General features: G+C 71.8%; 22 protein-coding genes and 1 pseudogene. 7 read left to right on the top strand and 16 right to left on the bottom strand.

Annotated elements, in window-relative coordinates; translation table 11 throughout:
• Positions 1–407 precede the first annotated feature (407 nt).
• Together ABD120_RS33660 and ABD120_RS33655 are read right to left on the bottom strand one after the other, a co-directional pair.
• The gene (locus ABD120_RS33660; RefSeq protein ID WP_343954322.1) at positions 408–1,742 is read right to left on the bottom strand and encodes an outer membrane protein assembly factor BamB family protein; all 1,335 of its coding nucleotides are present in this window, start codon (positions 1,740–1,742) and stop codon (positions 408–410) included.
• Between the two features lie 58 nt (positions 1,743–1,800).
• A complete protein-coding gene (locus tag ABD120_RS33655; RefSeq protein ID WP_343954321.1) occupies positions 1,801–2,787 on the bottom strand; it encodes an SGNH/GDSL hydrolase family protein in 987 nt (328 codons plus the stop codon).
• A gap of 127 nt (positions 2,788–2,914) precedes the next feature.
• Here ABD120_RS33655 and ABD120_RS33650 point away from each other — a divergent pair, with 127 nt between their 5' ends.
• Entirely contained in the window at positions 2,915–4,285 is a 1,371-nt protein-coding gene (locus ABD120_RS33650; protein ID WP_343954319.1) for a cystathionine beta-synthase, read from the top strand.
• 31 nt (positions 4,286–4,316) lie between these two features.
• On the opposite strand, the gene ABD120_RS33645 is transcribed toward ABD120_RS33650, so the two are convergent.
• Positions 4,317–5,009, bottom strand: coding sequence for an imine reductase family protein (locus ABD120_RS33645; protein ID WP_343954318.1), 693 nt, complete (start codon positions 5,007–5,009; stop codon positions 4,317–4,319).
• Between the two features lie 65 nt (positions 5,010–5,074).
• Between ABD120_RS33645 and ABD120_RS33640 the strand changes: the two genes are divergently transcribed.
• Positions 5,075–8,143, top strand: a complete 3,069-nt coding sequence (locus tag ABD120_RS33640; RefSeq protein ID WP_343954317.1) for an ATP-binding protein — start codon at positions 5,075–5,077, stop codon at positions 8,141–8,143.
• Between the two features lie 285 nt (positions 8,144–8,428).
• On the opposite strand, the pseudogene ABD120_RS33635 reads toward ABD120_RS33640, so the two are convergent.
• Positions 8,429–8,767: pseudogene (locus tag ABD120_RS33635) on the bottom strand (histidine kinase); the annotation flags it as partial.
• Positions 8,768–9,333: 566 nt separating this feature from the next.
• On the opposite strand from ABD120_RS33635, the gene ABD120_RS33630 reads away from it, so the two are divergent.
• Together ABD120_RS33630 and ABD120_RS33625 are read left to right on the top strand one after the other, a co-directional pair.
• The gene (locus ABD120_RS33630; protein WP_343954316.1) at positions 9,334–9,483 is read left to right on the top strand and encodes a hypothetical protein; all 150 of its coding nucleotides are present in this window, start codon (positions 9,334–9,336) and stop codon (positions 9,481–9,483) included.
• A gap of 65 nt (positions 9,484–9,548) precedes the next feature.
• Complete coding sequence (locus ABD120_RS33625; protein ID WP_343954315.1) at positions 9,549–10,688, top strand: cystathionine gamma-synthase; 1,140 nt, start codon at positions 9,549–9,551, stop codon at positions 10,686–10,688.
• A 7-nt stretch (positions 10,689–10,695) separates the two neighbouring features.
• Here ABD120_RS33625 and ABD120_RS33620 read toward each other — a convergent pair whose 3' ends face one another.
• Entirely contained in the window at positions 10,696–11,127 is a 432-nt protein-coding gene (locus ABD120_RS33620) for a hypothetical protein (RefSeq protein WP_343954314.1), read from the bottom strand.
• Positions 11,128–11,137: 10 nt separating this feature from the next.
• Positions 11,138–11,263, bottom strand: coding sequence for a hypothetical protein (locus ABD120_RS33615; RefSeq protein WP_343954313.1), 126 nt, complete (start codon positions 11,261–11,263; stop codon positions 11,138–11,140).
• Positions 11,264–11,397: 134 nt separating this feature from the next.
• Between ABD120_RS33615 and ABD120_RS33610 the strand changes: the two genes are divergently transcribed.
• The gene (locus ABD120_RS33610) at positions 11,398–11,811 is read left to right on the top strand and encodes a DUF6292 family protein (RefSeq protein ID WP_343954328.1); all 414 of its coding nucleotides are present in this window, start codon (positions 11,398–11,400) and stop codon (positions 11,809–11,811) included.
• Here the strand turns inward: ABD120_RS33610 and ABD120_RS33605 are convergent.
• Genes ABD120_RS33605 through ABD120_RS33595 form a run of 3 tightly spaced genes read right to left on the bottom strand, consistent with a single transcriptional unit; the run spans position 11,808 to position 16,007 of the window.
• Entirely contained in the window at positions 11,808–13,817 is a 2,010-nt protein-coding gene (locus ABD120_RS33605; RefSeq protein ID WP_343954312.1) for a vWA domain-containing protein, read from the bottom strand. The genes ABD120_RS33610 and ABD120_RS33605 overlap by 4 nt on opposite strands.
• Before the next feature lie 20 nt (positions 13,818–13,837).
• Entirely contained in the window at positions 13,838–14,578 is a 741-nt protein-coding gene (locus ABD120_RS33600) for a hypothetical protein (protein ID WP_343954311.1), read from the bottom strand.
• A 37-nt stretch (positions 14,579–14,615) separates the two neighbouring features.
• On the bottom strand, positions 14,616–16,007 hold the full coding sequence (locus tag ABD120_RS33595) for a sigma 54-interacting transcriptional regulator (RefSeq protein ID WP_343954309.1): 1,392 nt from the start codon (positions 16,005–16,007) through the stop codon (positions 14,616–14,618).
• A gap of 156 nt (positions 16,008–16,163) precedes the next feature.
• Between ABD120_RS33595 and ABD120_RS33590 the strand changes: the two genes are divergently transcribed.
• Together ABD120_RS33590 and ABD120_RS33585 are read left to right on the top strand one after the other, a co-directional pair.
• Positions 16,164–17,333 carry an FIST signal transduction protein gene (locus ABD120_RS33590; RefSeq protein ID WP_343954307.1) on the top strand — a complete coding sequence of 390 codons (1,170 nt, stop codon included), beginning with the start codon at positions 16,164–16,166 and terminating at the stop codon, positions 17,331–17,333.
• Complete coding sequence (locus tag ABD120_RS33585) at positions 17,330–18,277, top strand: ROK family protein (protein ID WP_343954306.1); 948 nt, start codon at positions 17,330–17,332, stop codon at positions 18,275–18,277. The genes ABD120_RS33590 and ABD120_RS33585 overlap by 4 nt, the downstream gene beginning before the upstream one ends.
• A gap of 107 nt (positions 18,278–18,384) precedes the next feature.
• Here ABD120_RS33585 and ABD120_RS33580 read toward each other — a convergent pair whose 3' ends face one another.
• From ABD120_RS33580 to ABD120_RS33550, 7 genes are all read right to left on the bottom strand, one after another.
• Positions 18,385–19,563 carry an ABC transporter permease gene (locus tag ABD120_RS33580; RefSeq protein ID WP_343954305.1) on the bottom strand — a complete coding sequence of 393 codons (1,179 nt, stop codon included), beginning with the start codon at positions 19,561–19,563 and terminating at the stop codon, positions 18,385–18,387.
• Positions 19,550–20,227, bottom strand: a complete 678-nt coding sequence (locus tag ABD120_RS33575) for an ABC transporter ATP-binding protein (RefSeq protein ID WP_343954304.1) — start codon at positions 20,225–20,227, stop codon at positions 19,550–19,552. The genes ABD120_RS33580 and ABD120_RS33575 overlap by 14 nt, the downstream gene beginning before the upstream one ends.
• Positions 20,220–21,971: a permuted SH3 domain-containing protein gene (locus tag ABD120_RS33570; protein WP_343954303.1), complete on the bottom strand. Its 1,752-nt coding sequence runs from the start codon at positions 21,969–21,971 to the stop codon at positions 20,220–20,222. The genes ABD120_RS33575 and ABD120_RS33570 overlap by 8 nt, the downstream gene beginning before the upstream one ends.
• A 213-nt stretch (positions 21,972–22,184) precedes the next feature.
• Complete coding sequence (locus tag ABD120_RS33565) at positions 22,185–23,036, bottom strand: hypothetical protein (protein ID WP_343954302.1); 852 nt, start codon at positions 23,034–23,036, stop codon at positions 22,185–22,187.
• A gap of 33 nt (positions 23,037–23,069) precedes the next feature.
• Positions 23,070–23,972, bottom strand: a complete 903-nt coding sequence (locus ABD120_RS33560) for a hypothetical protein (RefSeq protein WP_343954301.1) — start codon at positions 23,970–23,972, stop codon at positions 23,070–23,072.
• Positions 23,973–24,124: 152 nt separating this feature from the next.
• The gene (locus tag ABD120_RS33555) at positions 24,125–25,570 is read right to left on the bottom strand and encodes a M1 family metallopeptidase (RefSeq protein WP_343954300.1); all 1,446 of its coding nucleotides are present in this window, start codon (positions 25,568–25,570) and stop codon (positions 24,125–24,127) included.
• 57 nt (positions 25,571–25,627) lie between these two features.
• Positions 25,628–26,068 (bottom strand): RDD family protein, encoded by a 441-nt coding sequence (locus ABD120_RS33550; RefSeq protein ID WP_343954299.1) that lies wholly within the window; start codon positions 26,066–26,068, stop codon positions 25,628–25,630.
• Positions 26,069–26,091: the final 23 nt, after the last annotated feature.

Raw genomic sequence — 26,091 nt, 5'->3', positions numbered from 1 at the left:
GGGGCGAAGGCGAAAACGCGGGGTGAGGCGGAGAGGTAGGCGTAGGTGAGGTTGAGGGCAGAGAGGAAGGTGTGGGTGGGGTTGAGGGCGATGACGCGGGGCGGGGCGGAGGGGAAGGTGTGGGTGGGGTTGAGGGCGAAAGCGCGGGGCGGGGCGGGAGCGAGGAGGAAGGCGTGGGCCGGGGTGGGGGCGAAAACGCGGGGCGGGGCGGAGAGGAAGGCGTGGGCCGGGGTGGGGGCGAAAACGCGGGCGGAGGCTGGGTGAGGGTACCGGTGACGGCCACGGTGGGCATCGGCGGCAAGGGGAAGCCGAGGCGGTGACAGGCGGGTGGCAGGTGGATGAGACTCAGGCGAGGAGTCGGGTGAGGACGGTGTCCGGGCCGGCGACGCCGGCCCGGGTGTGGACGGTCAGCCGTACATCCCGGGGCTGGTGGGTGTTCCGTCGTTGACCGCGTGTATCCCGCCCTTCTCGTCCCGCCACAACCGCCACCCGTCCTGGCTCCCCGTGAACCACGACGGCGGCGCCTCGTCGCCACCGGCCCGCTTGCCCGACGATAGGTCGTACCGGCACAGTGAGGCGACGGAGTAGAACCCCTGCGCCTGCCCTCGCAACGGCAGCGGCTTGGGGTCGGTGACGCAGAACGACCACCCTGCCTCCTCCTCGACAGGCAGGGCCTTGCCGGTCGCGAAGTCGTAGGCGGCCCCCTTCCCGTCGTGCTTGAGGAAGCCGAGCTTGTCCATGCGGTCGGGGAAGGCCAGCCACCACCCGGCCCCGGGCACCTCGGCGGAGGTGATCTGCCCGACGACCCGCCCGCTGTCGGCGTCGAGGCGGGCGAACCCGCCGTAGGCCCCGTGGGTGTCGACGGGCCGGACGATCGGCGCGGACCCGGGGTTGCCGCTGGGGTATACACGCACGACGGAGGGCCGCATCCAGTTGACGGCGCCGTCGGCCAGCCGTACGGAGAACAGCCCGAAGGTGGAGACCTTCTTGGTGCGCGGGTTGGTGTAGGGGGCGACGTAGCCGACCAGGTTCTGGCCGGTGGCGCCGAAGGCCCAGCCGCCCGACATGTCGATGCCGGGCCCGAGCGCCTGGTCGAGCGGCTGCTGCCACTGCAGTCTGCCGGTCTTGAGCTCGTACGACTCGATCATGGGGTTGGCGGCCAGCCGCAGGAGCAGCACACGGGTGGCGTCGGACCATTCGACCTCGGCGATGCCGGGCAGCTTCCACAGGGTCCGGCCGGTTGCGGGGTCGAGGACGACGACGCGGGCGGCGCGCAGCGCGGTGTGCTCGGACAGGCACACGTACGGCCCGCAGCGCTGGGGCCCGAAGGTGGAGTGGATGGGGCGGGTCCAGAGCTGCCTGCCGCTGGTGCCGTCGCGGGCGATGAGGGTGGCGTTCCAGCGTCCCTTCCTGGCCGGGTCGAGGGCGACGACGACGGGCTCGCCGCCGGCGGACGGCACGACGGCGGGAGAGGAGACGCCCATGCCGGGCAGGCGGCCCGCCATGGTGGCGGGGTGGGCCCAGAGCCTCTTGCCGGTCTTCTGGTCGAGGGCGACGGTCTCCAGGTCGCCGTCCGGCTTCATGGAGGTGGCGGAGACGACGCCGCCGGCGGAGATCGTGCGGCTGATCGCGTTGAGGTCGGTGTTGTGCCAGACGGGGAACTCGGCCGTGGCCGCGTCGCTGCCGGAACAGCCGGCGGCAGCGGTCAGCGCGACGAGGGCGATGGCGAGGAGCCGGGGCACGGGCAATTCACTCCAATGGGGTGAGGAGTGACGGTGCGGGCGCGGAGGGTGACCGGGTTCAGGCGTTGTTGAGCAGCTCTCCCAGCCGCCTGCGGAACAACGTCACCCACCTGCCGTAGGGGCCTGTCGCCTGCCCGGCGACGCTTGTGGGGCTGACCTCTGTCCCGGGTTCCTCCGCGGCCGTGGCCGCCGCTAGATAGATCGGTTGCAGTCCTTCGCCGCGCGCGGGTCGTGGCTCGGGCCACAACGCCAACGCAGCGCATACAGAAGGTAGCACCGCGTAAGCCGCTTGCGCGTAACCTCGGTCAGATGGATGGAAACGATCCGGTCCGAACATTTCGCCAGGGTTTGTCGCGAATTCCGGGCCGAGGACGTCGGCGAAGGCCACCGTACGGCCGCCCGCGTCGACGACCGCGACCGTCTGCGCGGCGGCGAGCTGGCGGCTCCAGCGCCTGGTCACCCACCGCAGCGGCTGCGCCAGCGGCCGTACGGTCCCCAGGTCGGGGCACGTCCCCACAACGACCTCCGCCCCCGCCTCCCGCAGCCTGCGCACCGCCTTGGCCAGATGCCGTACCGCCACTCCCGGCGGTGTCTGCGTGGTCACGTCGTTGGCCCCGATGAACACCACCGCCACGTCGGGGACGCCCTCCTCCAGCAGGCGGTCCACCTGGCCGCCCAGTTCGGCGGAGGGGGCTCCGGAGTGGCCGTACACGGCCAGCCGTACCGGCCGTTCGGAGACGGAGGCGAGCCCTTTGGCCAGCACCACGCCGGGCGTGCGCGACGGCTCGCTCGCGCCGAGCCCCACGGCCGTCGAGTCGCCCAGCATCGCCATCACGACGGGCGGGCCGTCGAAGTGGCCGTACACGCCGTCGGACTCCAGGGCCTCCATGCCGTGGGGGCGGCCGATGACCCTGCGCGCCACCACGCTCTCGGCCATGAGCAGCGCGTACGCGGTCGCGCCCAGCGCGGTGAGGCCGCCGCCGCCGAGCGCCGCGGCGGTCGCGATCCGGCGTGCCGCCCGCGCCACCCCCGGTGTCCAGATCACAGTGTGCCCTCCTCACTCGGACGCGGCGGTAGCGTTTGTCTGAAAACTAGCCGAGTGCCCGCCACCCCCAGTGGATCTCGGCCGTCGGCAAGCTGACCAAGCTTTGGCAAAGAAGGTGAACACCTCGGTGCGCGTTTACGATTCCCTGGTGGAGCTCATGGGGAACACTCCCCTCGTCAGACTCCATGCGGTATCGGCGGGCCTGCCCGCTCAGGTTCTGGCCAAGGTCGAGTACTTCAATCCGGGCGGCTCGGTCAAGGACCGCATCGCCGTACGGATGATCGAGGCCGCGGAGGCGTCGGGCGAGCTCCGGCCGGGCGGCGTGATCGTCGAGCCCACGTCCGGCAATACCGGCGTCGGTCTGGCGATCGTGGCGCAGACCAAGGGCTACCGCTGCGTCTTCGTGGTGCCGGACAAGGTCGCCCAGGACAAGATCTCGGTGCTCAGGGCCTATGGCGCGGAGGTCGTGGTGTGCCCGACCGCGGTCGCGCCCGACCACCCCGACTCCTATTACTCGGTCTCCGACCGGCTGGCCCGGGAGATCCCGAACGCCTGGAAGCCCGACCAGTACTCCAACCCGAACAACCCCGACTCCCACTACCACTCGACGGGCCCGGAGATCTGGGAGCAGACCGAGGGACGGATCACCCATTTCATCGCGGGCGTCGGCACGGGCGGCACGGTCAGCGGCACCGGCCGCTACCTCAAGGAGGTCTCCGGCGGCCGGGTGAAGGTCATCGGCGCCGACCCCGAAGGCTCGGTCTACTCCGGCGGCACCGGCCGGCCGTACCTGGTGGAGGGGGTGGGCGAGGACATCTGGCCGGCCGCCTACGACACCACGATCTGCGACGAGATCATCGCGGTCTCCGACAAGGACTCCTTCAACATGACCCGCCGCCTGGCCCGCGAGGAGGGCCTGCTGGTGGGCGGCTCCTGCGGCATGGCGACCGTGGCCGCGCTGCGAGTGGCGGCGCGGGCGGGCAAGGACGACGTGGTCGTGATCCTGCTGCCCGACGGCGGGCGCGGCTACCTGTCGAAGATCTTCAACGACGAGTGGATGGCCGACTACGGTTTCCTGACCACCCAGTCGGACGAGGCCAAGATCGCCGACGTCCTGGCCCGCAAGGGCGCGGCCATGCCGGAGTTCGTCCACGTGCACCCGCACGAGTCGGTCAGCCTGGCGATCTCGATCATGCGCGAGTATTCCGTGTCGCAGCTTCCCGTCATGAAGGAGGAACCGCCGGTCATGGCGGCCGAGGTCGTCGGCTCGATCGTGGAGCGTGACGTGCTGGAGGCCCTCTACCACGGCAAGCTCAGCGGCGACGACCCGATCGAGCGGCACATGTCGGCCCCGCTGCCGATGATCGGCGGCGGCGAGCCCGTCTCCAAGGCGGTCACCGCGCTGGAGCAGGCCGGCGCCGCCGTCGTCCTGGAGGACGGCAAGCCCGCCGGGCTCATCACCCGGCAGGACCTGCTCGCCTTCCTGACCAACAACTAGGGACCAACGAACCAGGACGTCCTGATCGCGACTAGGGCTTCCTGATCGCCTCGATCACGGCGCCGAGCCCCTCGGCGCCGTGCCCCTCCGCGTCGGCGCGGGCGAAGAGTTCCTTGAGCGCGGTCGGCAGCGTGAGTTCGAGGCCCGCCTCCGCGAAGGCGTGCAGTGCGTGCTCGGCGCCGACGGCCTGCATGTGCAGGCTGTTGTCACCACCGGGGTAGACGCCCTCCTCGACCTCCTGGGCCAGGATCTTGATGTAGCCGAACGGTCCGTCGCCCGCCAGCGAGCCGACCACGCCCTGGAAGTAGGGCACCCCCGCCGACGGTGCCACCCCCGCCGACGACAGCAGCGCCATCGAGTGCATCACCGAGGTGAGAATCGACCAGAACATGATGCCGCCCGTGATCAGCGTGCCGCCGCGCGCCGCCACCTGCTCCGCCGCCTCGCGCAGCCTGCTCGGGGAGTCCGAGCTGAGGTTGACCAGCACCTTGCCGGTGAGGTCCACCCCGTCGAGGCTGTCGAACATCGCCTGGTAGTCGATCTGGCTGATCACCATGAGGTCACCGGTGGGCCGCTCGGCGCGCCTGGCGCCGAGCGCCACAAGGGGGTCGGCCTTGCTCGCCGTACGGTTCCACACGGTCACGTCGTATCCGGCGCCGATGAAGGTCTCGGCCATCTTCGCGCCCATCGGCCCGAGGCCGACCACGCTCACCTGAGTTGTCATGTCGCAGAGTGTGCGACCGGGCCCTACGGGAATCCTGCAGATTCACTACGGGATACCGTGAAGTGGTGCGATTCGGGGTGCTGGGGCCGCTGGCCGTGTGGAGAGACGACGGCGAGAGCGTTCACGTGCCGGAGGCGAAGGTCCGCGCTCTGCTGGCCGATCTGCTGGCGCACGGCGGCCGTCCGGTCTCGGCCGACCGCCTCGTCGAGGACCTGTGGGGCGGGCGCCCGCCGCGCAACGCGACCGGCACTCTCCAGGCCCGCGTCTCGCAGCTCAGGAAGGCGCTCGGCGATCCCGCCCTGGTCCTGCACAGCCCCGGCGGCTACCGGCTGGTGGCGGAGGACGTGGACGCGGTCCGCTTCGAGTCCCTGGTCGAGCGCCGCACCGCCGAGCCACGCGTGCGTGCGGGGGAGCTCGACGAGGCCCTCGCGCTGTGGCGCGGCCCCGCCTACGCGGACGTCGCCGACCTCGGCTTCGCCCAGCCCGTGATCAACCGCCTGGAGGAGCTTCGGCTGAGCGCTCAGGAGGAGCTCGCCGAGGTACGGCTGGAGCTCGGCGAGCCGGTGGACGTCTCGGCCCTGGTGCGCGAGCACCCCTTGCGCGAGCGCCTGCGCGCCGTCCACATCACCTCCCTCTACCGGGCCGGTCGCCAGAACGAGGCGCTGGCCAGCTACACCGAGCTGCGTGCCCGCCTGTCCGACGAACTCGGCCTCGACCCCTCGCCCGAACTGGCCGCCCTGTACGAGCGGCTGCTGCGCCAGGACCCCGCTCTCGCCCCGCCGCCGGTGAGCCACCTGCCCGCCGCGCTGACCCCGCTGGTGGGCCGTGACGCCGAACTGGCCGAGGTGGGCGCGCTGGTGGGCCGCGACCGTCTGGTCACGCTGACCGGTCCCGGCGGCGTCGGCAAGACCAGCCTGGCGCTGGAGGCCGCCCGCGGGCTGCTGTCCGCGCGGGCCTTCCCCGACGGGGTCGCCCTGGTGGAGCTGGCGGGCGCCACCCGTCCGGTGGACGCGGTGGCGGCGGCCGTCTGCGTGCGCGACGACTCCTCGGCGCCGCTGGAGCCCCGGGTGGCGCAGGCGCTCAGCGGCACCCGCGCCCTGCTCGTGCTGGACAACTGCGAGCACCTGGTCGAGCCGGTGGCGACGCTGGTCGCGGCGCTGCTGCGGAGCGCTCCCGGCCTGCGCGTGCTGGCCACCAGCCAGGAACCGCTCGGGGTGACGGGGGAGCGGGTGCACCAGGTGCCGCCGCTGGCGGAGCCGGACGCGGTCAGGCTGCTGTCGGACCGGGCGGGGGTCGCGGAGGGCGAGGCCGTACGGACGATCTGCCGTCGTCTCGACGGCATCCCGCTGGCGCTGGAGCTGGCCGCGACACGGGTGCGCGCGCTCGGCGCGGAGGAGCTGGCGGGACGGCTCGACGACCGGTTCAGGGTGCTCACCTCCGGCATGCGGGACGCGCCCGCCAGGCAGCGCACGCTCCGCGCGATGATCGACTGGAGCTGGGAACTGCTCGGCGAGCCCGAGCGGCTGGTGCTGCGCAGGCTGGCCGTCCACGCCGACGGCTGCGACCTGGAGGCGGCGGAGGCCGTGTGCGCGGAGCCGGGGGTGGACGTGCTCGAAAGCCTGGCCCGCCTGGTCGACCGCTCGCTGGTGGCGCCGGGCCCGAGGTACCGGCTGCTGGAGTCCGTGGCCGCCTACGGCCTCGAACGCCTGCGGGAGGCGGGCGAGTACGACCTGGTCAGGGCCCGCCACACCGGCCACTACACCGGGCTGGCCGAGCGGGCCGCGCTGCACGGCCCCGACCAGCTCGCCTGGCTCGACCGGCTCGACCAGGAGAGCGCCAACCTGGAGCTGGCGCTGACCGGGCCCGCGCCGCTGCGCCTGGCCAACGCCCTGGCGTGGTACTGGTTCCTGCGCGGCAGGCTCGGCGCGGCCCGCAGATCCCTGGCGCAGGCGATCACGTACGGCGGCGCCCCGGCGGAAGTCGCGCTGGCCCGGACGTGGCTGGCCGGATTCACCATGATGGTCGGCGAGCCGCGCGGCGAGATCCCCCGTGCCGACCTCGACCTACGCGGACGGGCGGTGGCCGACTGGTTCCTCAGCTTCGTCCACTGGGCCTACGGCGACCTCGCCGCGCACGACGACGCCGTCGAACGCGCGCTCGCGGCCTTCGGCGAGCTCGGCGACCGGTGGGGGAGCGCCGCCGCGCTCGTCCTGCGCGCCAAGCTCGCCGTCGGGCGCGGCGACCTCGACGCCATGCGCCGCGACGGCGAGGCCGGCCTGGCGGCCTTCCGCGAGCTGGGCGACCGCTGGGGCCGGATAGAGGCGATGGAGGCCCTCGCCATGCGCGCCGAGATCCGCGGCGACTACCCGACCGCGACCCGCCTGCGCGAGACCGAACTGCTGCTGTCGGAGGAACTCGGCTTCCCCGGGGCGGCCGAACTGTCGAAACTCGGCCGGATGGCGCTGCTGGCGGGCGACCACGCCCGCGCCGACGACTACCACGAGCGGGCCAGGCGTATCGCGGTCGAGCAGTCCCTGAAGTCGGAGGAGGAACACGCCGTGCTCGGCCTGGCGCTCGGCGCCCGGCGGCAGGGCAGGTACGAGGAGGCCGAGGCGCTGCTCGAACCCTGGCTCGGCTGGCTGGAGCAGGTCAGCGGCACCTCGGGCATCGCCTTCGCCCTCGCCGAGACCGGCTTCGCCGCCGAGCAGCGCGGCGACGCGGGCACCGCGCTCGCCCGCCAGCGCCGGGGGTATGCCGCCGCGCGGGAGACCGGCGACCCCAGAGCGGTCGCGCTGGCCCTTGAGGGCCTCGCAGGCGCACTCTCGCTGGCGGGCGAGCACGAGCGGGCGGCCGGGCACCTCGGGGCCGCAGCGGCCGTCAGAGCGTCTGTGGGGGCGCCGCTGCCGCCCGCCGAGTCCTTCGACGTCGAACGGATCACGGCCCGGCTCGCGGCCGCCATGATGCCGGGCGACTACGCCCTCGCCTACCGCTCAGGCCAGCGGGAACTCGGCGACCACGTGCCAGCCGCCCTCCGGGTGGGGCCCGGCGAACAGCCTGCCGCCGAGGGCCTCGACCCGTTCGGCCATGCCGACCAGGCCGAACCCGCCGCCGAGCCGCGCCGTCCTGGGATCTGACATCGAGCTGTAGTTGCGCACCCGCAGCCGGGCCACACCGGGGAAGACCCGCAGGTCGGCGTCGATCCAGTCGGAGCCCGGAGCGTGTCTGCGCACGTTCGTCAGCGACTCCTGCAGCACGCGGTGGAGCGTGGTCACGACCTCGGGGGCCAGCGTCTCGTCCGAGACGCCCTGGCCCACCTCGAAGGCGACCTTCGGCCCGCTCGCGGAGAACCGCTCGGTCAGCAGTCGCAGGTCGGACAGCGTCGTGCCGGGCTTGCGGCCGCCGGTCTCGTCGGCGCGCAGCACCCCCACCAGGCGGCGCATCGAGGTCAGCGCGTCGGCGCCGGAGGTCGCGATCGCGTCGAGGGCGGGCACGACGGCGTCCGGCCTGGTCTCGGCGACCGTACGGGCGGCCTGGGCCTGCACGACGATGCCGGTGATGTGGTGGGCGACCAGGTCGTGCAGTTCCCTGGCCAGTTCGAGACGCTCGCTCCTGCGTACGGCGGTGACCGCCTCCGTGCGCCGCTCCTGCTGGAAACGCAGGTAACCGCCGATGCCGGCCGCCGTCGACCAGCCGGCGAACAGCACGAAGGAGAAGACCAGCCCGTCGTTCACGTAGTCGCGCGCCAGCCCCTCCGCCATCAGGGTGAGCAGCGCCGCCATCGCCAGCACCGCCGCCTTGCGCACCGGCGCCACGTTGCGCAGCACGCCGACCGTGAGCACGAGCAGCGCGCCGGTCTCGGCCGAGCCGGGCACCCCCTCCGTATTGAAGGCCCAGATGACGAAGGAGGTGACCAGCGACAGGCCCACCATGACCCAGAACGTCAGCAGCCGGTGGCGGTGGCGCAGCAGGACCGCCGCGATGCCCGCGACGCCGCACACGGGCACGAGGTACTGCGCGCCGCCGCCGCCGACCGAGATCGCCAGGTCGGCCAGCAGCATCATGCCCAGCCAGCCGGCGACAGCGATCTCGCTGAGCCTTCTGGCCAGGTACACGATCCGTTTGGAATCCCCCACGGTCATCGAGACTAAGCCGGAAGTCGGAGTGCCGGTATCGACCGTTCGGCCGAGGCCGACCCGCGGGAACCCGACCTTCAGCGGAGGCGGCGCCCCCACGAGATCGCCGATGCTGGAGGAGCAGGAAGGGAGACGGGGAAATGGTCGTCATCGGATTCGTACTACTCGGCATCGGTCTCATCATCGGAGTCATGCTCGCGATCGCCGACCCGGTGCTGCTCTCACGGATCAACGGAGAACCGGCGCAGGGCGAGAGCGGGCGGTTCGTCCAGGCTCCGCCCATCACGGACCAGATCATCAAGTTGCCGCAGCGGATCGGGAAAAGGCCGGAAGCGGCCTGACCCGACCTGACCGGTCCGCGTACGTCGGGGAGCGGCACGCGGACCGGGTCCGTTACCGTGGCGGTATGAGCAACGGTTTTGAAACGCTGGCCATCCACGCAGGTCAAGAGCCGGATCCGGTGACCGGTGCGGTGGTACCGCCCATCTACGCCACCTCCACCTACAAGCAGGACGGCGTGGGCGGCCTGCGCTCCGGATACGAGTACAGCCGCTCGGCCAACCCCACGCGCACCGCGCTCGAAGAGGCCATGGCGGCCGTGGAGGCCGGGGCGCGCGGGCTCGCCTTCGCCTCGGGCCTCGCGGCCGAGGACACGCTGTTGCGTACGGTGTGCCGGCCGCAGGACCACGTGATCATCCCGAACGACGCCTACGGCGGCACCTACCGGCTCTTCTCCAAGGTGCACGAGCGGTGGGGGCTGCACTACGACCCGGTCCCGCTCGGCGACCTCGACGCCGTCGCCGCCGCGATGACCCAGAAGACCCGGGTCATCTGGGTGGAGACGCCCACCAACCCGCTGCTCGGCATCGCCGACATCGCCGGGCTCGCCCAGCTCGCCCACGACAACGACGCGCTGCTCGTCGTGGACAACACCTTCGCCTCGCCCTACCTCCAGCGCCCGCTGGAGCTCGGCGCCGACGTGGTCGTCCACTCCACCACCAAGTACGTCGGCGGACACTCCGACGTGGTCGGCGGCGCCCTGGTCGCGGCCTCGGCCGAACTCGGCGACGAGCTCGCCTACCACCAGAACGCGATGGGCGCCGTGGCCGGGCCGTTCGACGCCTGGCTGACGCTGCGCGGGCTGAAGACGCTCGGCGTGCGGATGGACCGCCACTGCGACAACGCCGAGCGGATCGTCGACCTGCTGCTCGCCCACCCGAAGGTGACCGAGGTCCTCTACCCGGGCCTGCCCGGGCACCCCGGCCACGAGGTGGCGGCCAAGCAGATGAAGCGCTTCGGCGGCATGGTCTCCTTCCGCGTCGCGGGCGGCGAGGAGGAGGCGGTCGCGATCTGCGACAGGACCACGCTGTTCACGCTCGGCGAGTCGCTCGGCGGCGTCGAGTCGCTGATCGAGCACCCGGGCCGCATGACGCACGCCTCGGCGGCGGGCTCCCCGCTGGAGGTGCCCGCCGACCTGGTGCGGCTGTCGGTCGGCATCGAGACGGTCGACGACCTGCTCGCCGACCTGAGCCGGGCGCTCGGCTAGGCGGCCGTCACGTCGGGGCGATCATCAGGAACAGGATCACCAGCCAGATCAGCGACATCAGCCCGGCGCAGCCCGCGATGCGCCCCCGCTGGACCTTCGCGTCGTCCTTCGCGTCCGTGTTCGACAGGACCCGTACGGCGGTGCGAAGGTCACGGTCGATGACGACCAGGAGCACGATGGCCACGATGAACAGCGTCATCGACGCCGTCATGTACCACTTGCCCAGCAGCCCGCCGCCGACGTAGACGCCGAGTGCGATGCCGAAGACGAGCACACCCAGCGAAGCCAGGCTGTAGAACCTGGTTGTACGCTGGATGAACTGCAGCAGTCCGACGTTGTTGTTGCGGATGGCGCGAGGCGCGGCGTGGGTCACCGCGGTCAGCGGCCCCACCGTGAAGATGGCGAAGCCGATGTGCAGCCAGAGAAGCAGGGACGACATGCCGGAGAGACTAGCCTCCGGTGATCTCGCCCTGGGACTCGACACTCTCTTCACGGTGGGAGGACCGGTGCATGCACGTCTCGAACGCCGCGACGGCGACGGCCATCGCCACGAGAAGCACGATCATCGCGAACATAGCTCTGCCTCCTTCCCGAATATCGTCCGTAATGACTAGTCGCTCGGGCAACGGAATAAGTTCGGCGCGGGTAAGGTGGCATGTCGCTGCTGTCCCAATCCATTGCGTCACCAGGGGGTGCCGTCGTGACCGCCATGCATGTCAAGCCGTACACCGCGGAGTGGTTGGCGCAGCCGACCGCCTATCTGCGGCTCGTGGTCGACAATCTCGGCCCCGAGGTGTCCGACTGGTGGGAGGGTCCGTGCAACCCGCGTCACGCGACGGTCATCCTGGCCGACGGCGCCGCGCTGGTGTGGGACGAGGAGAGCGGCTGGCGGCTCGGCCGTTATGTGTCCGGCTGCCGTGACGAGCACACCGAGTTGTCCGGGGTGCGCTATCTCGGTGGTGGATTGCTGCCGCGCCCTGAGCGGGTGCCGACCTCTTTGTCGGACGCCCGCGCGGGTGTGGGCACGAGCAGCGCCTGGCGTCCCAGTTACCGCTCCCATCGCAGTTGTCACGACGGTTTCGGAAACGCCCTGTTCTACTACGGTGAGTGTGTCCAGGCCTAACGGGCTCTGCGTAGCCGCAGGAAGTCGTTGACGACGTACTCCCCGAGCCGTTCGGCGCTGGGGGAGAAGACCCGGCCGCCGTTGCGCCGCGCGATCTCGTCCACGAAGACCCGCAACCGGTCGTCGGCCGCCAGCATGAAGACGTTGATCGTGGCCCGCCGCCTGGTCATCTTGTCCACCTCGGCCAGGGTCAGCTCCAGCGTCTCGTTCGACGGGGGCCACTCGAAGGCCGACTCGCCGTTGCGCATCAGGTGGGCGGTCGGCTCGCCGTCGGTCACGACGAGCACGACGGGTTCGAAGTCGGGGTGGCGGTCGAGGTGCCGCCCGGCGATCAGCAGTGCGTGGTGCAGGTTGGTGCCCTGGACCATGTCCCAGTCGAGCCCGGCCAGTTCGTCGGGCTGCAGCACCCTGGCGTAGTTGGAGAAGCCGATGATCTGCACGGCGTCCTGCGGAAACTTCGTGGCGACCAGCGCCTGAAGGGCGAGCGCCGTCTCCTTGGCGGCCGACCAGGTGCCGCGCAGCGCCATCGAGTAGGACAGGTCCACGAGCAGGCACACGGCCGCGGCGGTGCGCCGCTCGGTCTCGGCGACCTCGAAGTCGTCCACTGCCAGCCGGACCCCGCCCGCACGAGCCCCGCCCGCACGAGCCCCTCCAGCACGGGCCCCGCCCGCATGGACCCCGCCTGGGTGGGTGCCGCCGTTTCTGATGCCGTTGACCAGGGTGCGGACCACGTCGATGGGCTGCTCGTCGCCGAAGCGCCACGGCCGCGACGACCCGGTCAGCTCGCCGGCCGCTCCGGCGTCGTGCTGGTCGTGGTCGCCGCGCCGGCCGGCGTCGAGGGAGGAGAAGACCCGCCGCAGGGCGGTCTCGCCGAGGCGGCGCACGGCCTTGGGGGTCAGTTCGAGCTTGCCGCGCCGGTGCAGCAGGTAGCCCTGCTCCTCCAGCTCGCGCTCGATGCGCCGCAGCGCCGCCAGGTCGTCGACGGCGGAGCGGCCGAGCGCCCGGCGTACGGCCGCCTCGTCGATGTCGTCGAGACGCGCGCCCGGGTAGTCCTGCCTGAGGGCGGCTTCGAGGCGGCTGAGGTCGGCGAGTTCCTCGACGGCGGAGACGGCGTCGCCGAGACCGAGCGGCTGGTCGCCCGCGAGGCGTTCCGGGGTGTCCCAGGCCAGGTCGGGGCGGCGGGAGAGCAGGGACTCGCCGAGTCTGCGCATCTGCTCGCCGAGCCCGGCCTGCTCCAGGGTCTGCGCCATCAGCTCGGTGAGCTCCTCGCGCTGGCGCGGGGTGAGGGAGGCGAGCATGCGCTGGGTGGCGGCGGCCCGTCGGGCGAGCAGGTCGACGAGTTCGTCGAGGGTACGCGGCCGATCCGGGAACAGGTCACCGTGTTTCGCCATGAAGGACTCGAAGTCGGCCTGGTGGTGCTCGCCCCTGGCGTCCCGATCGAGCATGTCGTTGAGGTCGGCCATCATCTGGCGGACCCGCTCCGTCATCGCCGGATCCCGGCCGGCCAGCGCGTCGCGCAGGCCCTTGAACCGCGTGTCGAGCACCTCGCGGCGCAGCAGGTCGCGCAGCTCCTGGAAGGTCTGCCTGGCCTCGGCCGAGCGCCACTCGTACGACGACAGCTGCTGGATCGCGCTCGCCGCGTCCTCCGGGACGCTGTCGAGTTCGGCCTCACGCATCCGGGCCGCGTCGGACGGGTCGGGGAACAGTTCGGCCCGCTCCTGGCCGATCGCCTTGTCGAGCAGCGCGCGAGCGTGTTCGAGAGTGCCGTCGAGGCGGCCGCTCTCGCGCAGCTCCCGGCGGCGGCGCCGTACCTCGCGGAGCATGTCGTCGAGCCCCCGGCGGTCGCCTGCTCCGGGCAGGCCGCGCTTGAGCAGGTCGCGCAGGGCGTGCACAGGCGACGAGCCGGACAGGATCGCATCGCCCATCTCGTCGAGCGCCGCGCGCACGTCGTAGGGGGGAGCGAGCGGATCAGGCCCGTCGTGGTACTCGCCATAGCGGTAGCCCATGGGACTTACGCTACCTCCGGTCACGCGTCGCCGTAGATCTCCCAAACGTTGAAAAGCTCCCCGCTGTAGGGGTTGTAGTGGACTTCGGCGAGTTTGGAGCCGGTGAACACCTTGGTGAAGTCGCGGGCGCTGCACGCCTTGGTGCCGAGACCGCTCTCGTCGGCGTTGACGGGCTCGCCGGTGAGCCAGCCGTCGGTGCACTTGGCGGTGACCCGGTTGAAGGCGAGGCCCCAGGTGTAGCCGAGCTGTGTGGACCCCAGCCGGACCGTGTCGGAGTCGACCCGCTGGAGCACCCCCCTGGCTGTGCGCGTGTACCACTTGGCGGGCATGAACTCGCTGACCCGTACGGCCCGGCCGCCCTCGTGGTCGATGCGCACCGGGTTGGGCCCGAGGCCCAGCGTGAAGGTCAGATCGGCGGGCTTGCACCGGGTGGTGCCGAGCCCGGCGGAGTCGAGGGCGACCCGGCCCTCGGTCTCCTTGAGGTCGCAGCCGGCGGTGAGCCGGCGGAAGTCGGCGCCGCCGTACGTCAGCCGCAGTTCCCTGGCGCCGGGCAGGGCCTTCAGCTCGTGGCGGGGCACGCCCTGCGACCTGACCAGGCGGGCCGACACGGGAGTGACGCGCAGCGCGCCCTTGCCGTCCGCCCAGGCGTAGCCGAAGACGGACTGCGTCGGCGCCTGCGCCTGAGCGGGCGCGGCGGTGAGTGCGGTGATGGTCAGTGTGGTGACGGTCAGTGCGGCCGAGGCGAGGAGTGAGCGCGTCATGGGTCCCCCTGTCGATCATTCCTACAGGTAGGACGCGTCATGTGCGGTAGATGTTCACGCCGTCGACTTCCTCTTTGGACAACCGGCGCATCAGGTACAGCCCTTCGAGGGTGAACTCCAGCGCCGCCGCGGCGTGCCCGGGGGACTCGTCGCCCGTGCCCATGCCCAGCCGCGACATGATCTTGGCCAGGCCGGTCACCGGGCCGATCCTGCGCAGCAGTTCGGCCGCCGGGACCAGTTCGCCGGACTCGACGTGGTCGCCCTCGGTGAAGCGGTCGGTGAGCGCGGACAGGTCGGTGCCGCCCAGCCGCTGCCTGAACGTCTCGGCTGTGGCCCTGCGCAGCAGATGGGCCAGGATCTCGGTCTCCCTGCCCTCCTCGCTGACCTCGAACTCCACCTTGCCCCGCAGGGTGTGGACCATGGCGGGCAGGTCGCAGACGCGGGTGACCTGGTGATCCTCGGCCGCCAGGGCGCCCCGCCGTACGGCGGAGGCCATCGCGGTCTCGGCCGCGGCGATGGAGAAGCGGGCCGAGACGCCGGAGCGGGCGTCGATCGCGGTGGACTCGCGCACCAGCCTTGTGAACCTGGCGATCACCTCGACGAGGTGCTGGGGCAGGTCGGCGCCGATGTCGGAGACCGCCTCCTGGCGGATGAGCGTCAGCTCGTCCTCCAGGGTGAGGGGGTAGTGGGTGCGGATCTCGGCGCCGAAGCGGTCCTTCAGCGGCGTGATGATGCGACCCCTGTTGGTGTAGTCCTCGGGGTTGGCGCTGGCGATGAGCAGGATGTCGAGCGGCAGCCGCAGGTTGTAGCCGCGCACCTGGATGTCGCGTTCCTCCAGCACGTTCAGCAGCGCCACCTGGATGCGTTCGGCCAGGTCGGGCAGCTCGTTGACGGAGAAGACGCCCCGGTTGGTGCGGGGCACGAGCCCGAAGTGGATCGTGTCCGGGTCGCCGAGCGTCCGTCCCTCGGCGATCTTGATCGGGTCGATGTCGCCGATGAGGTCGCCGACGGAGGTGTCGGGGGTGGCGAGCTTCTCGCCGTAGCGCTCGTCGCGGTGCCGCCAGGCGACCGGCAGTTCCTCGCCCAGTTCGGCCGCCTTGCGCCTGCACGAGGCGCAGACCGGCTCGTAGGGGTGGTCGTTGATCTCGCAGCCCTCGACGACGGGCGTCCATTCGTCGAGCAGGCCGGTGATCGTGCGGATCAGCCGTGTCTTGCCCTGGCCGCGTTCGCCCAGCAGGACCAGGTCGTGCCCGGCCAGCAGAGCCCGCTCCAGATGGGGCAGGACGGAGTCGTCGAAGCCCACGATGCCGGGGAAGCGCGGCTCGCCGGACCGCAGTCTGGCCAGCAGATTGTGGCGGACCTCGGCCTTGACCCCGCGGTGGACATGACCGCTGTCGCGCAGCTCGCGTAGATTTCGAGGCTGATGCACGGTCCGAGCCTACGTCGCCCGGCTGGAGTTCGCAGCGAAGTGAGATCTCGGATCTTGACTATTGCGTGACGGTTCACGCGCGTGCTTGTGGCGACAGTGGGGAGAATCGGGCCAAGGGAACGAGTCACTACAAGGGAGGCGATTGGCGTGGCACTGATGACGAGTCGCTTCGCTGACAGCCTCGCCGTGGGCGCCGACCTGGCCGCCACCGCCGAACGCGCGATCGGCCAGGCGCTGTCACGGCTCGGCGACCAGGCCGACCTGGTCTGCTTCTTCATCTGCGGCGACGAACCCGAGGACGTCGCCGCCGCCGGTCTGCGGGCCATGTCGCTCGCCCCCGGCGCCCAGGTGATCGGCTGCAGCGCCACCGGCGTCATCGGCGACGGGCACGGCGTCGAACTGGCCCCCGCCGTCAGCGCCTGGGCGGCCACACTCGAAGGAGCGCGACTCACCACCTTCGCCCTGGAGACACTGACGGCCGAGGACGGATTCGTGGTGGTCGGCCTGCCGGAGCGCAGCCCGGACGACCACGTGGGCATCCTGCTGGCCGACCCGTACACCTTCCCCACCGACGCTTTCGTGGAGCGCTCCGGCGAGGTGCTCGGCGACCTGCCGCTCATCGGCGGCCTGGCCAACGGCATGGGCGGGCGCGGCTCCGTGCGCCTGTTCGCCGACGGGCAGGTCTACACCGAGGGCGCCATCGGCGTGATGATCAGCGGCAAGGTCAACGTCAGCACCGTGGTCAGCCAGGGCTGCCGCCCGATCGGCCCGAGCATGGTCGTCACCAGGGCCGAGGAGAACGTGCTGCTCGAACTCGCCGGCCAGCCTGCACTCGGCCGCCTGGAGGACATCGTCAGCGAACTCGACGAGGACGACCGCGAACTCGTCGCCTCCGGCCTGCAGATCGGCCTGGCCATGGACGAGTACGCCGAACGCCACGAACGCGGCGACTTCCTCATCAGAGGCGTCCTCGGCATCGACCCGGACCGCGAGGCCGTGGCCATCGGCGACGTCGTCGAGGTCGGCCGCACCGTACGCTTCCAGGTCCGCGACGCCGCCACCGCGGACGAGGACCTGTACGACCTGCTCGACGCCCACCGCGAGGAACTCGGCCGGGTGGAGGGCGCCCTGCTGTTCTCGTGCAACGGCAGGGGCTCGGCCATGTTCGGCACCGCCGACCACGACGCGGTGGCGCTGCGCGACACGCTCGGCCCGATCGGCATGGCGGGCTTCTTCGCCGCCGGAGAGGTCGGCCCCGTCGCCGGGCACAACCACGTCCACGGTTTCACCGCCTCCGCGCTGGTCTTCTCGTCGAGCAGCCGGTGATCCTCGCGATCGACGTCGGCGGCACCAAACTCGCCGCCGGTCTGGTGACCCCCGACGGGCACGTCCTGGAGACCAGGGTCGCCGCCACCCCGCAGGACGCCGACGCGGAACGCCTGTGGAAGGCGCTGGAGGAGCTCATCGCGCCCATGCCCGAGGCGGAGGGCGTCGGAGTCGGCTGCGGCGGGCCCATGATCTGGCCCGACGGGCGCGTCTCACCGCTCAACATCCCCGGCTGGCGGGACTTCCCGCTGCGCGAGCGGCTGGCCGCGAGCTTCCCCGGCAGGACCGTCCGGGTCCACAACGACGCCGTCTGCCTGGCCGCCGCCGAGCACTGGCTCGGCGCCGGGCGCGGGCACGCCAACATGCTCGGCATGGTGGTCTCCACCGGCGTCGGCGGCGGGCTGGTCCTCGGCGGGCGGCTCGTCAACGGCGGCACCGGCAACGCCGGGCACATCGGCCACGTCGTCGTCGAACCCGGCGGGCCGCTCTGCGGGTGCGGCGGGCGCGGCTGCCTGGAGGCCGTCGCCCGGGGGCCCGCGCTGGTCGCCTGGGCGCAGGAGCAGGGGTGGTCTCCCGGGCACGGGCCGCTGGACGGGGGACCGTACGAGGAGGGGCGGGCCGTCACCGGGCGCGGGCTGGCCTCGGACGCGCTGCGCGGCGACCCGGTCGCGCGGGCCGCGATGGCGCGGGCGGGGCGGGCGCTCGGGCTCGCCATCGCCTCCGCCACCCACCTGTGCGACCTCGACGTGGTCACCGTCGGCGGCGGCCTCTCGCAGGCCGGGGCGCCGCTGTTCGGGCCCCTGGAGGAGGCGTTGCGGGCGCACGCCCGGATGGACTTCGCCCGCCGCCTGCGGGTGGTGCCCGCAGCACTCGGCCAGAGCGCCGGCCTCGTGGGCGCCGCCGCCCTCATCCTGGCCGGAGACCGCTACTGGGACGCCATCTGAGCACGGCCGTCCCCGAAACGCCGGGCTGCCACGCCGACCGCCTCGCCCGCAGAAGCCCGCACGAGCCCGCTACGAGCCCGCACGAGCCCGCAGAAGCCCCGTAGGAGCTATCTGAGGGCGTCCACCGGCTCCATCCGGGCCGCCCTGAGGGCCGGGTAGAGCCCGGCGAGCAGGCCGACGATCGCGCCCGCGATCGGCGCCGCGACCGCCAGTCGCAGGTCCAGCAGCGGCGTCCACTCCCTGGCCGCCGAGATCGCGACGGTCGCCACGATGCCGACGCTGGCCCCGATGATCCCGCCCGTGAGCCCGATCAGCGTCGACTCCATGAGGAACTGCGCGGCGATGTGCCGCCTGGCCGCCCCGAGGGCCCGCCGCAGGCCGATCTCGGCGATCCGCTCCATGACCGTCACCAGCGTCACGTTGGCGATGCCGACCGCACCCACCACCAGCGAGACCAGCCCGAGCACCAGGAACAACGCGTTGGCGTCGTTCTGCGCCTGGTCGCGGGCCCTGGTCGGGCTGGGCGGCGCCGCCACCTGGAGCAGGTCGGCGTGCTCGGGGCTGAGCGCGGTCGGGGCCTGCCGCGCGATCTGCTCGGCGGCGCCGAGGCCGGTGTTGACCAGCACCCTGGAGACGTCCTTCAGCCCGAACTGGCGGCCGACGGTGTGCGGCACCATGATCGCGGTGCTCAGGTTCTGCTCGCGGCGCAACTCGCCGAGGATGCCGACGACCGTGTACGCGTGCTTGCCGATGAAGACCGCGGGGGAGCGTTCGAGCCGGGTGATGCCGAGCATCCGGGCCGCCTGCTCGCCGATCACCGCCACCCGGTCCTTACGGCGCACGTGCCCGATGTCGTAGAAGCGGCCCTGGACCATCCGGCCGCGCGCCGCCTCCGGGAGGTCGGTGGTGGCGCCGAGCACGCTCAGCGTCTGTGTGGTGACCCGGGTCGGGTCCACCAGGTTGTTGGAGCGTACGCGCAGGTTGGAGCTGTCCTCGCCCTCGGAGACGGCGGCGACGGAGGTCACGCCGCGCAGTCTGCCGACCCGCTCCAGCGCGGCCCAGTCCACGAGCGGGTTCTGCGGGTCGCGCGGCACCTCGACCGTGATCGCGGTCGCGACCAGTTCGTCGAAGCGGCCCACGATCTGGTTGCCCGCCGTCGCGGCCACGCCCAGGGTGATCACCAGGGTGGTGATGCCGAGCACGGTGCCGAGCGTGGTCAGCGCGGCCCGCATCGGGCGGGCCAGGATTCCGGCCAGGGCCTCGTTCCACAGGTCACGGGGCTTCAACGAGCACCCCGTCGGTGATCCGTACGCGGCGGTCGGCGCGGTCGCTGACCTCGGTCTCATGGGTGATGACCACGATGGTGAGCCCCTGGGCGCGTAGTTCTTCGAACAGGTCGAGCACGGCGTCGGTGTTGCGGCTGTCCAGGTTGCCCGTCGGCTCGTCGCACAGCAGCAGCGACGGTTCGCCCACGAGCGCCCTGGCGATGGCCGCCCGCTGGCGTTCGCCGCCGGACAGCCGCTCGGGCGAGAACGTCACCCGGTGACTCAGCCCGACCCGGTCGAGCGCCCGCAGTGCCCGGTCGCGGCGGCCCTTGCGCGGGTGCCCGCCGTACACCTCGGCCAGCATCACGTTGTCGGCGACGCTGCGGTGGGACAGCAGGTGGAAGGACTGGAAGACGAAGCCGATCCGGGCGCCGCGCAGCCGGGTCCGGGCCCCGTCGCGCAGCGAGGTGGTCTCGACGCCGTCCAGCCGGTAGCTGCCCGAGGTGGGGCGGTCCAGCAGGCCGAGCACGTTGAGCAGGGTGGACTTGCCGGAGCCGGAGGGGCCGACGACGGCCAGGTAGTCGCCGGGTCTCACCTCCAGCGACACCTCGGCGAGGGCGCGCACCGGCGGGTCGGAGGGGAACTCCTTGACCACCTGGGACAGGCTGATGACCGGCTCACGCACCGCTGACCACCACCCGGTCGCCCTCGTTCAGGCCCTGACCGCTCACCTGGACGTTGCCGTCGGCGGTCAGTCCGGTGCGCACTTCGACGTCCTCCGTCTTGTCCGCCGTCCGCTCGACCTTCACGCGGGCCTTGCCGTCCGCCGAGGTGATCACCGCGGCGACGGGGACCACGAGCACGGGCTCGTCGGTCGAGCCGACGGTCACCCTGGCGGTCACCGTGGTGCCCGCCAGGCCCTTCAGACCCTTCATCGACGTGGGGGTGATGAGCACCGCCTGGTCGCCCGCCTCGGCCTTGGCCTGTCCCGCGAGCTTGGCCTTCTCACCGACGGCGGTCAGTACCGCCGGGTACGTCCTGCCCGTCTCCAGCTCGATCGAGGCCGACATCCCCGGACGCAGCAGGTCGGCCTCGGCCGCCTCCAGCGTCCCGCTCACCGCGAACGTCGAGGACGTCACCGTGGCCACGTCCTTGTCCACCGGCTGCCCGGCCTTGACGGTCGTCTTGTTCACGCGCACGGGCAGCGTCGGCAGGAACACCAGCTCGCCCGGCGGGATCGACACGCCGTACGTGCGGAGGAACTCCGCGAGCAGCGCCTTGGCGGCGGCCACGTCCTTCTGCGCGTTGGCGACCTTGAGCCGGGTGGGCGACAGGTTCCTGGCCTGGCGCAGCCCCTGCTCGGCGGCGAACAGCGCCTCCTGCGCGGCGCGCACGCTCTTGCGCAGCTCCCGCAGCCGGGTCGTGCGGTTCTGCCGCGCCTCCTCCTCCAGGCGTTCATACGCCCTGCGGGCCGTGTCGAGCTCGGCGCGGGCGTTCGCGACCCGCATCTCCTGCAGCGAGGTGTCGGTCGTCGGGGCGGGGTCCGGGGCGCTCGTGGCGGTCGGCGTGGAGCTCGGCTGCGCCGGAGGGCGGCGGGCCGCGTCGAGCTGCTGCTCGGCCTCCAGCAGCTTCTCCTCGGCGGCGCGGACGGCTGCCGCGGCCGCCTCCGTCCTGGTCTCGTCCTCCGGCGTCGTGCGCCGGGACTCGGCCTCCTCCAGCGCGCTCTCCGCCGTCCGCAGGTCGGACTTGGCGTTGTCGAGCTTGATCTTCAACGGCTGGATGTCGCGGCCCTCGTCGAGGGCCTTGCGCTCGGTCGCCAGCCCTTCCTGCGCCGACTGTACGGCCTTGCGGAGCGCGTCCGCGTTCTGCCGTTCGGCCAGCGCGGGCTGCTGGGCCTCGTAGCCCCTTCTGGCGTACATGCGGCCTACGGCGGCGATCGTGCCCTGGTCGAACACGCCCGAGCGGGGCGCGCCGAACCCGAGCCTGCGCAGCGCCGCCTGCAACTGCTCGATGTCGTCGCCCTTGGTGCCGGGGACGAGGGTCCGGTGCATCGGCACCTTGCCGCGCAGGACGAAGACGGGGCGGCCGTTGACCTCCATGAGCACGGCGCCCTCGCGGATGCGGCCCTTGCGCGGCGCCCGGGTGGCCCGCTGGATCCCGCCGCCGGCCTCGGCGCCCGTGGTGCCCCCGACCACTCCGGCCAGGGAGATGGGCAGCGGAGAGCCGTATTCGAGGGCGCCGTTGAGCACGACGGAGCTCACCAGCTCGCGGCGCTCGACGGCGGCGGTGATGAGGCTCGCCTTCGGCGGGGTACGCCGGGCGGCCTCGTCGGCCGGCGAACGGAGCTGCGTGCTCAGCGCCCAGCCGACGGCCGCGATGGCCACGACTGCGGCCACGATCGCGACGAGCACCTTGCGCGGGGACTTCATGGGGACTCCAAAGGGAGGAACCTGGGCATGCGGCTCCCGGCCCGGCGCGCCTCCGCCCGAGGGTGCGGTGGGCGGTGTCGCGCCGGACCGGATCCGCGTCCGCGGCCGGGGCCGCGGTGGTCCGGAAAGGAGCCGGTGCGTTCGGGGCGCACCCCCGTGCCGCCCTGCCGCCGGTGCCTTCCCGGAGTCGTACCGAACCTGAATTCGGCTGATTCAGGCGGAAAGTCCGAACTCGGCGAGGAACCGCCGGTTGATCGCGTCGTCCTTGGGGGCGTAGGCCGCGTAGAAGTCCTTGCCGCATTCGAGGTCTTCGAGCGCCGCCTTGATCTCCCGCTCCAGGTACGGCTTGGCCTGCGCGGGCGTCATGGCGGGGGCCCCGCTGTCCGCGCCCGCCCCGTCTTTGACGACCTTGAGGTGGATGGCGCTGAAGTTCACGAATCCGTTCCGCGCGACGGCGCCGGGGTTGGTCGCGCCGACCCGGTGTCCCTTGCCCTTGAGGCAGTCGGCCATGGCGTCGGCGAGAGTGACCAGCTCGGGGTCGCCGTCCAGCTCCCTCGTCGCCAGCTGCTTCTTGTACTCCTTGGCCTGTTTGAGGAGATCGCCGCGCGTCTTGATGGTCTTGCCGAGGATCTGCTTGACGCCTTTGGCGTAGCAGGCATTGTCCGCTTTGACATAAGCCTTGTACTGCGCATCGTTCAGGTTGCTCATGTACTTGTCGTTGGGGCCGTCGGGGGGCGCCTCGCTTTCCCGCGTTCCCCCGGCGAGCACGATGAAGACCCCGAAGCCCTGCTTCGAGCGCTCCTCCTTCATGGCCTCGTAGTCGCCGTTGCGGACCTTGGTCTCGGCGTCGCTCTCCTTCAGGGTGAACGGCTCCGAGACGTACTTGAAGCCCTGCTGCTTCATGCAGTCGGCCTTGATCGACTCGATCTGCTGCCTGTTGCTCGTCTTCGCCGGCTCGCCGGCGGCAGGTGCCGTCGCCGGCTGCTCGCCGCTCGCCGTACTGCCGCATCCGGCCACGACGGCGAGCGCCAGGACGACCGCGCCCATCGATGCTCTCGTTGGCATGCGGGAGACCATAGTACGTTTAACGAAGCATGGTCAATCGGATTGCCGTTTGTGCCGGAGCGTGGCGATGCCGGTGCAGCCGGTCAGCACCACCAGCACGGCCCAGTAGGTGAGGTCCTTCTGGGCGACCGGCCCGTACTCCACCTCGAACCTGGGCAGCCACAGGTCGACGGTCACGAACACCAGGTAGAGGGTGGAGGCCACGGTCCAGCGCAGGTCGCGGGTCACGAAGGCGGCCACCGCCGCCAGGCCGAAGACACCGAACTCCAGCGCCACCCGGCTGGCGCTGAGCGGAATCGTGGACTCCTCCAGCAGCCACCCGCCCTCCGCCCACGCCAGCGGCAGCGCGGCCGCGAGCCACCACCACGACCTCGGGCGGACCCGGCGCCAGGCCGCCACCGCGACCAGCCCGAAGATCACCATCGCGTAGCCCAGCCCGACGGCGAGCGGGCTGCTCCGGTAGAACAGGTGCCCGTCCGTGAACGCCGTCGGCTCGACCGGGATCATGGTCAGCTCGGCGAACTGCCACCCGCCCGCGATGGCCACCGCCTTGACCCCGGTGGCCAGCGTCAGCGGCAGGGCCGCCCACACCCAGCCACGCACCACCGCGAGCGTGCCGGCCGCCGACAGCGCCACCCAGAAGGGGATCACCCCGACGTACGGCAGTAGCGTGGCGAAGCCCGCGACGGCCACCGCCGTGATCGCCAGGTGCACCGCCTCCGGCCACAGCCGGCGCCGCGCCTGCCTCAGCATCCGCGCCCTGACGCCGCCCGCGAGCAGCCCGGCGACCTCCTTGAGCGGCGGCCGCGTCAGCTCCGGCGACGTGGACTCCATCAGAACGTCGAGAAGTTCGTCGCCGTGATCGCGCCGGTAGCCGCGCGGATAGGCGAGCAGAAGGCGGCGGTAGCGGCGTTCGAGGACGGGAACCGCCGTCATCCGGCGACCTCGCGCGGCACCCTGCGCACCCCCGTGCGCCGGTGGCGGGCCTGCGTCTGGGGGGCGGGCGCGCGATGCGCCCGCCCCCCGGTCTCAGCGTCTCCCCTGGGCATAGGGGACAAGCTATTCCGTTTAACGAAGTGTCGGCAACGTCACCGGTTGTCAGCCGGTGGCCGCCGGGGTGTGAACAGCCACGCGTCGAACAGGGAACCCAGCCGCTTGCCCGACACCTTCTCCGCCATCGCGATGAACTGAGCGGTGGTGACGTGGCCGTAGCGGTGCTCGGTGTTCCAGTCCTTCAGCAGGCGGAAGAAGTCCGTGTCGCCGATCTTCTCGCGCAGTGCGTGCAGCGTCATCGCGCCCCGCGTGTAGACAGACTCGTTGAACAGGTCGTCCGGCTTGGCCCGGCCGGGCGGGTAGGCCCAGATCGGGTCGGTGGCCGCGCGGGCCAGCTGCGTGTCGAAGGTCTCCTGCGCCTTGCCCCGGCCACGGTGCTCGGCCCACAGCCACTCGGCGTACGTCGCGAAGCCCTCGTTGAGCCACAGGTCGCGCCAGCGCCGGACGCTCAGGCTGTTGCCGAACCACTGGTGGGCCAGCTCGTGGGCGATGATGCTCTCGTCGGGGTCGAAACCGCCGTACATCGGCTTGGTCTGGTTCTCCAGGGCGTAGCCGGTGGCGAAGTCGTCGACCACGCCGCCCGTCGAGGAGAACGGGTAGGGGCCGAAGATCCCCGCCCAGTAGTCGGTGATCTGCCCGGACAACGAGTAGACGCGGCCGAGCGAACTGCGGAAGGCCGGATCGACGGCCGCCAGGTTGTCGATGCCGCCCGGCGTGCGCCCCTCGCGCAACTCGAACTCACCGAGCGTCGCCGTCGCCAGGTAGGTCGCCATCGGGTGCCGCTCGCGCCAGACGAAGGTGGTCTTGCCGCGTGAGGTGCGCGGCTTGCCGACGAGTTCGCCGTTGGCGAGCGCGGTCAGCCCGGCGGGGACGGTGATCTCGAAGTCGAAGCGGGCCTTGTCCGACGGGTGGTCGTTGGCGGGGAACCAGGTCTTGGCGCCGTTGGGCTCGCAGGTCACGAACGCGCCGTCGGAGGTGGTGATCCAGCCGTACGTGCCCAGGTTGGCGGCGTCCTTGATCGCTTCCGGCCGCCCGGAGTAGGCCACCTTGACGACGAACTTCGCGCCCTTGGCCAGCGGCCTGCCCGGGGTCACGGTGAGTTCGTCGCCGCTGCGGGAGAAGGCCGCCTGACGGCCGTCGACCGAAACGGCGCCGACCTCGAAGCCGTGCAGGTCGAGGTTGAAGCGGGTGAGCGGCTGTGTCGCCTTGGCCGCGACGGCGGTCACGCCGGTCAGCCGCTTGCCGCGCGGGTCGTAGTCGAGGCGCAGGCCGTAGTGGGCGACGTCGTAGCCGCCGTTGCCGTCGAGCGGGAAGTCGGCGTCGCCGATCCCGGCCGCACCGGCGTGCTCGGCGTGGGGCTCTCCTGAGGACTCCGCGGCCAGGCCGGCCGTCGCGGGGGCGCTGGCGCCGGTGGACGGAGAGCAGGCGAGCAGACCGGCGAGCACGGTGGCGGCCGCGGCGGTCCGCTGGGTCGAGCTCATGGCGACGGACTCCTTTCGCAGTGTGACTAGAACACTACGACAGGTGATCGCCCGAGGTCAGGCATCTACGACGATGGTCTTTCCGGCCTTGTCGTGCAGGGCCTGCTTGCGCGGGTCGAACAGGATCCAGCCGAGGTCGATCAGCGCTCCCACGCAACACACCCAGGACAGCACCACGCGTACGGCCTCGCGGATCGCGATCTGCCCGACCGTCGCCTGCTGCCCGGTTTCGCGGACCACCCGCATGCCGAACACCTTCTTGCCGACCGTCTGGCCGTTCCAGTAGGAGTGCAGCAGCCAGAAGTAGAAGAAGGCGATGATCGAGCCGATGAAGGCGTGGCCGAAGGGCATCCGTCCCCACATGCTCCTGCCGGCGTCGTAGGCGTGCTGCCAGCCGGTCCAGCCGAACGGCGTCGAGACGATCGCGATGATGACCAGGTCGAGGACGCCGGCGAACAGTCGCCGCCAGCGTCCCGCGAGCGGTGCGGGTGAGCTCATGTTGGCGGGATCACCTGCACCGT

The organism is Nonomuraea longicatena (genome assembly GCF_039525605.1).
Taxonomy (GTDB): domain Bacteria; phylum Actinomycetota; class Actinomycetes; order Streptosporangiales; family Streptosporangiaceae; genus Nonomuraea; species Nonomuraea longicatena.
This window is presented reverse-complemented; position numbering and strand designations above follow the sequence as displayed.

What these genes read in the sequence shown, in the direction of transcription:
- ABD120_RS33605 (WP_343954312.1), bottom strand. Translation starts at nt 13,817, where the DNA reads ATGGGCTACCGCTATGGCGAGTACCACGACGGGCCTGATCCGCTCGCT.
- ABD120_RS33600 (WP_343954311.1), bottom strand. Translation starts at nt 14,578, where the DNA reads ATGACGCGCTCACTCCTCGCCTCGGCCGCACTGACCGTCACCACACTG.
- ABD120_RS33570 (WP_343954303.1), bottom strand. Translation starts at nt 21,971, where the DNA reads ATGAAGTCCCCGCGCAAGGTGCTCGTCGCGATCGTGGCCGCAGTCGTG.
- ABD120_RS33565 (WP_343954302.1), bottom strand. Translation starts at nt 23,036, where the DNA reads ATGCCAACGAGAGCATCGATGGGCGCGGTCGTCCTGGCGCTCGCCGTC.
- ABD120_RS33625 (WP_343954315.1), top strand. Translation starts at nt 9,549, where the DNA reads ATGAGCAACGGTTTTGAAACGCTGGCCATCCACGCAGGTCAAGAGCCG.
- ABD120_RS33610 (WP_343954328.1), top strand. Translation starts at nt 11,398, where the DNA reads ATGCATGTCAAGCCGTACACCGCGGAGTGGTTGGCGCAGCCGACCGCC.
- ABD120_RS33630 (WP_343954316.1), top strand. Translation starts at nt 9,334, where the DNA reads ATGCTCGCGATCGCCGACCCGGTGCTGCTCTCACGGATCAACGGAGAA.
- ABD120_RS33555 (WP_343954300.1), bottom strand. Translation starts at nt 25,570, where the DNA reads ATGAGCTCGACCCAGCGGACCGCCGCGGCCGCCACCGTGCTCGCCGGT.
- ABD120_RS33550 (WP_343954299.1), bottom strand. Translation starts at nt 26,068, where the DNA reads ATGAGCTCACCCGCACCGCTCGCGGGACGCTGGCGGCGACTGTTCGCC.
- ABD120_RS33560 (WP_343954301.1), bottom strand. Translation starts at nt 23,972, where the DNA reads ATGACGGCGGTTCCCGTCCTCGAACGCCGCTACCGCCGCCTTCTGCTC.
- ABD120_RS33645 (WP_343954318.1), bottom strand. Translation starts at nt 5,009, where the DNA reads ATGACAACTCAGGTGAGCGTGGTCGGCCTCGGGCCGATGGGCGCGAAG.
- ABD120_RS33590 (WP_343954307.1), top strand. Translation starts at nt 16,164, where the DNA reads ATGACGAGTCGCTTCGCTGACAGCCTCGCCGTGGGCGCCGACCTGGCC.
- ABD120_RS33615 (WP_343954313.1), bottom strand. Translation starts at nt 11,263, where the DNA reads ATGTTCGCGATGATCGTGCTTCTCGTGGCGATGGCCGTCGCCGTCGCG.
- ABD120_RS33620 (WP_343954314.1), bottom strand. Translation starts at nt 11,127, where the DNA reads ATGTCGTCCCTGCTTCTCTGGCTGCACATCGGCTTCGCCATCTTCACG.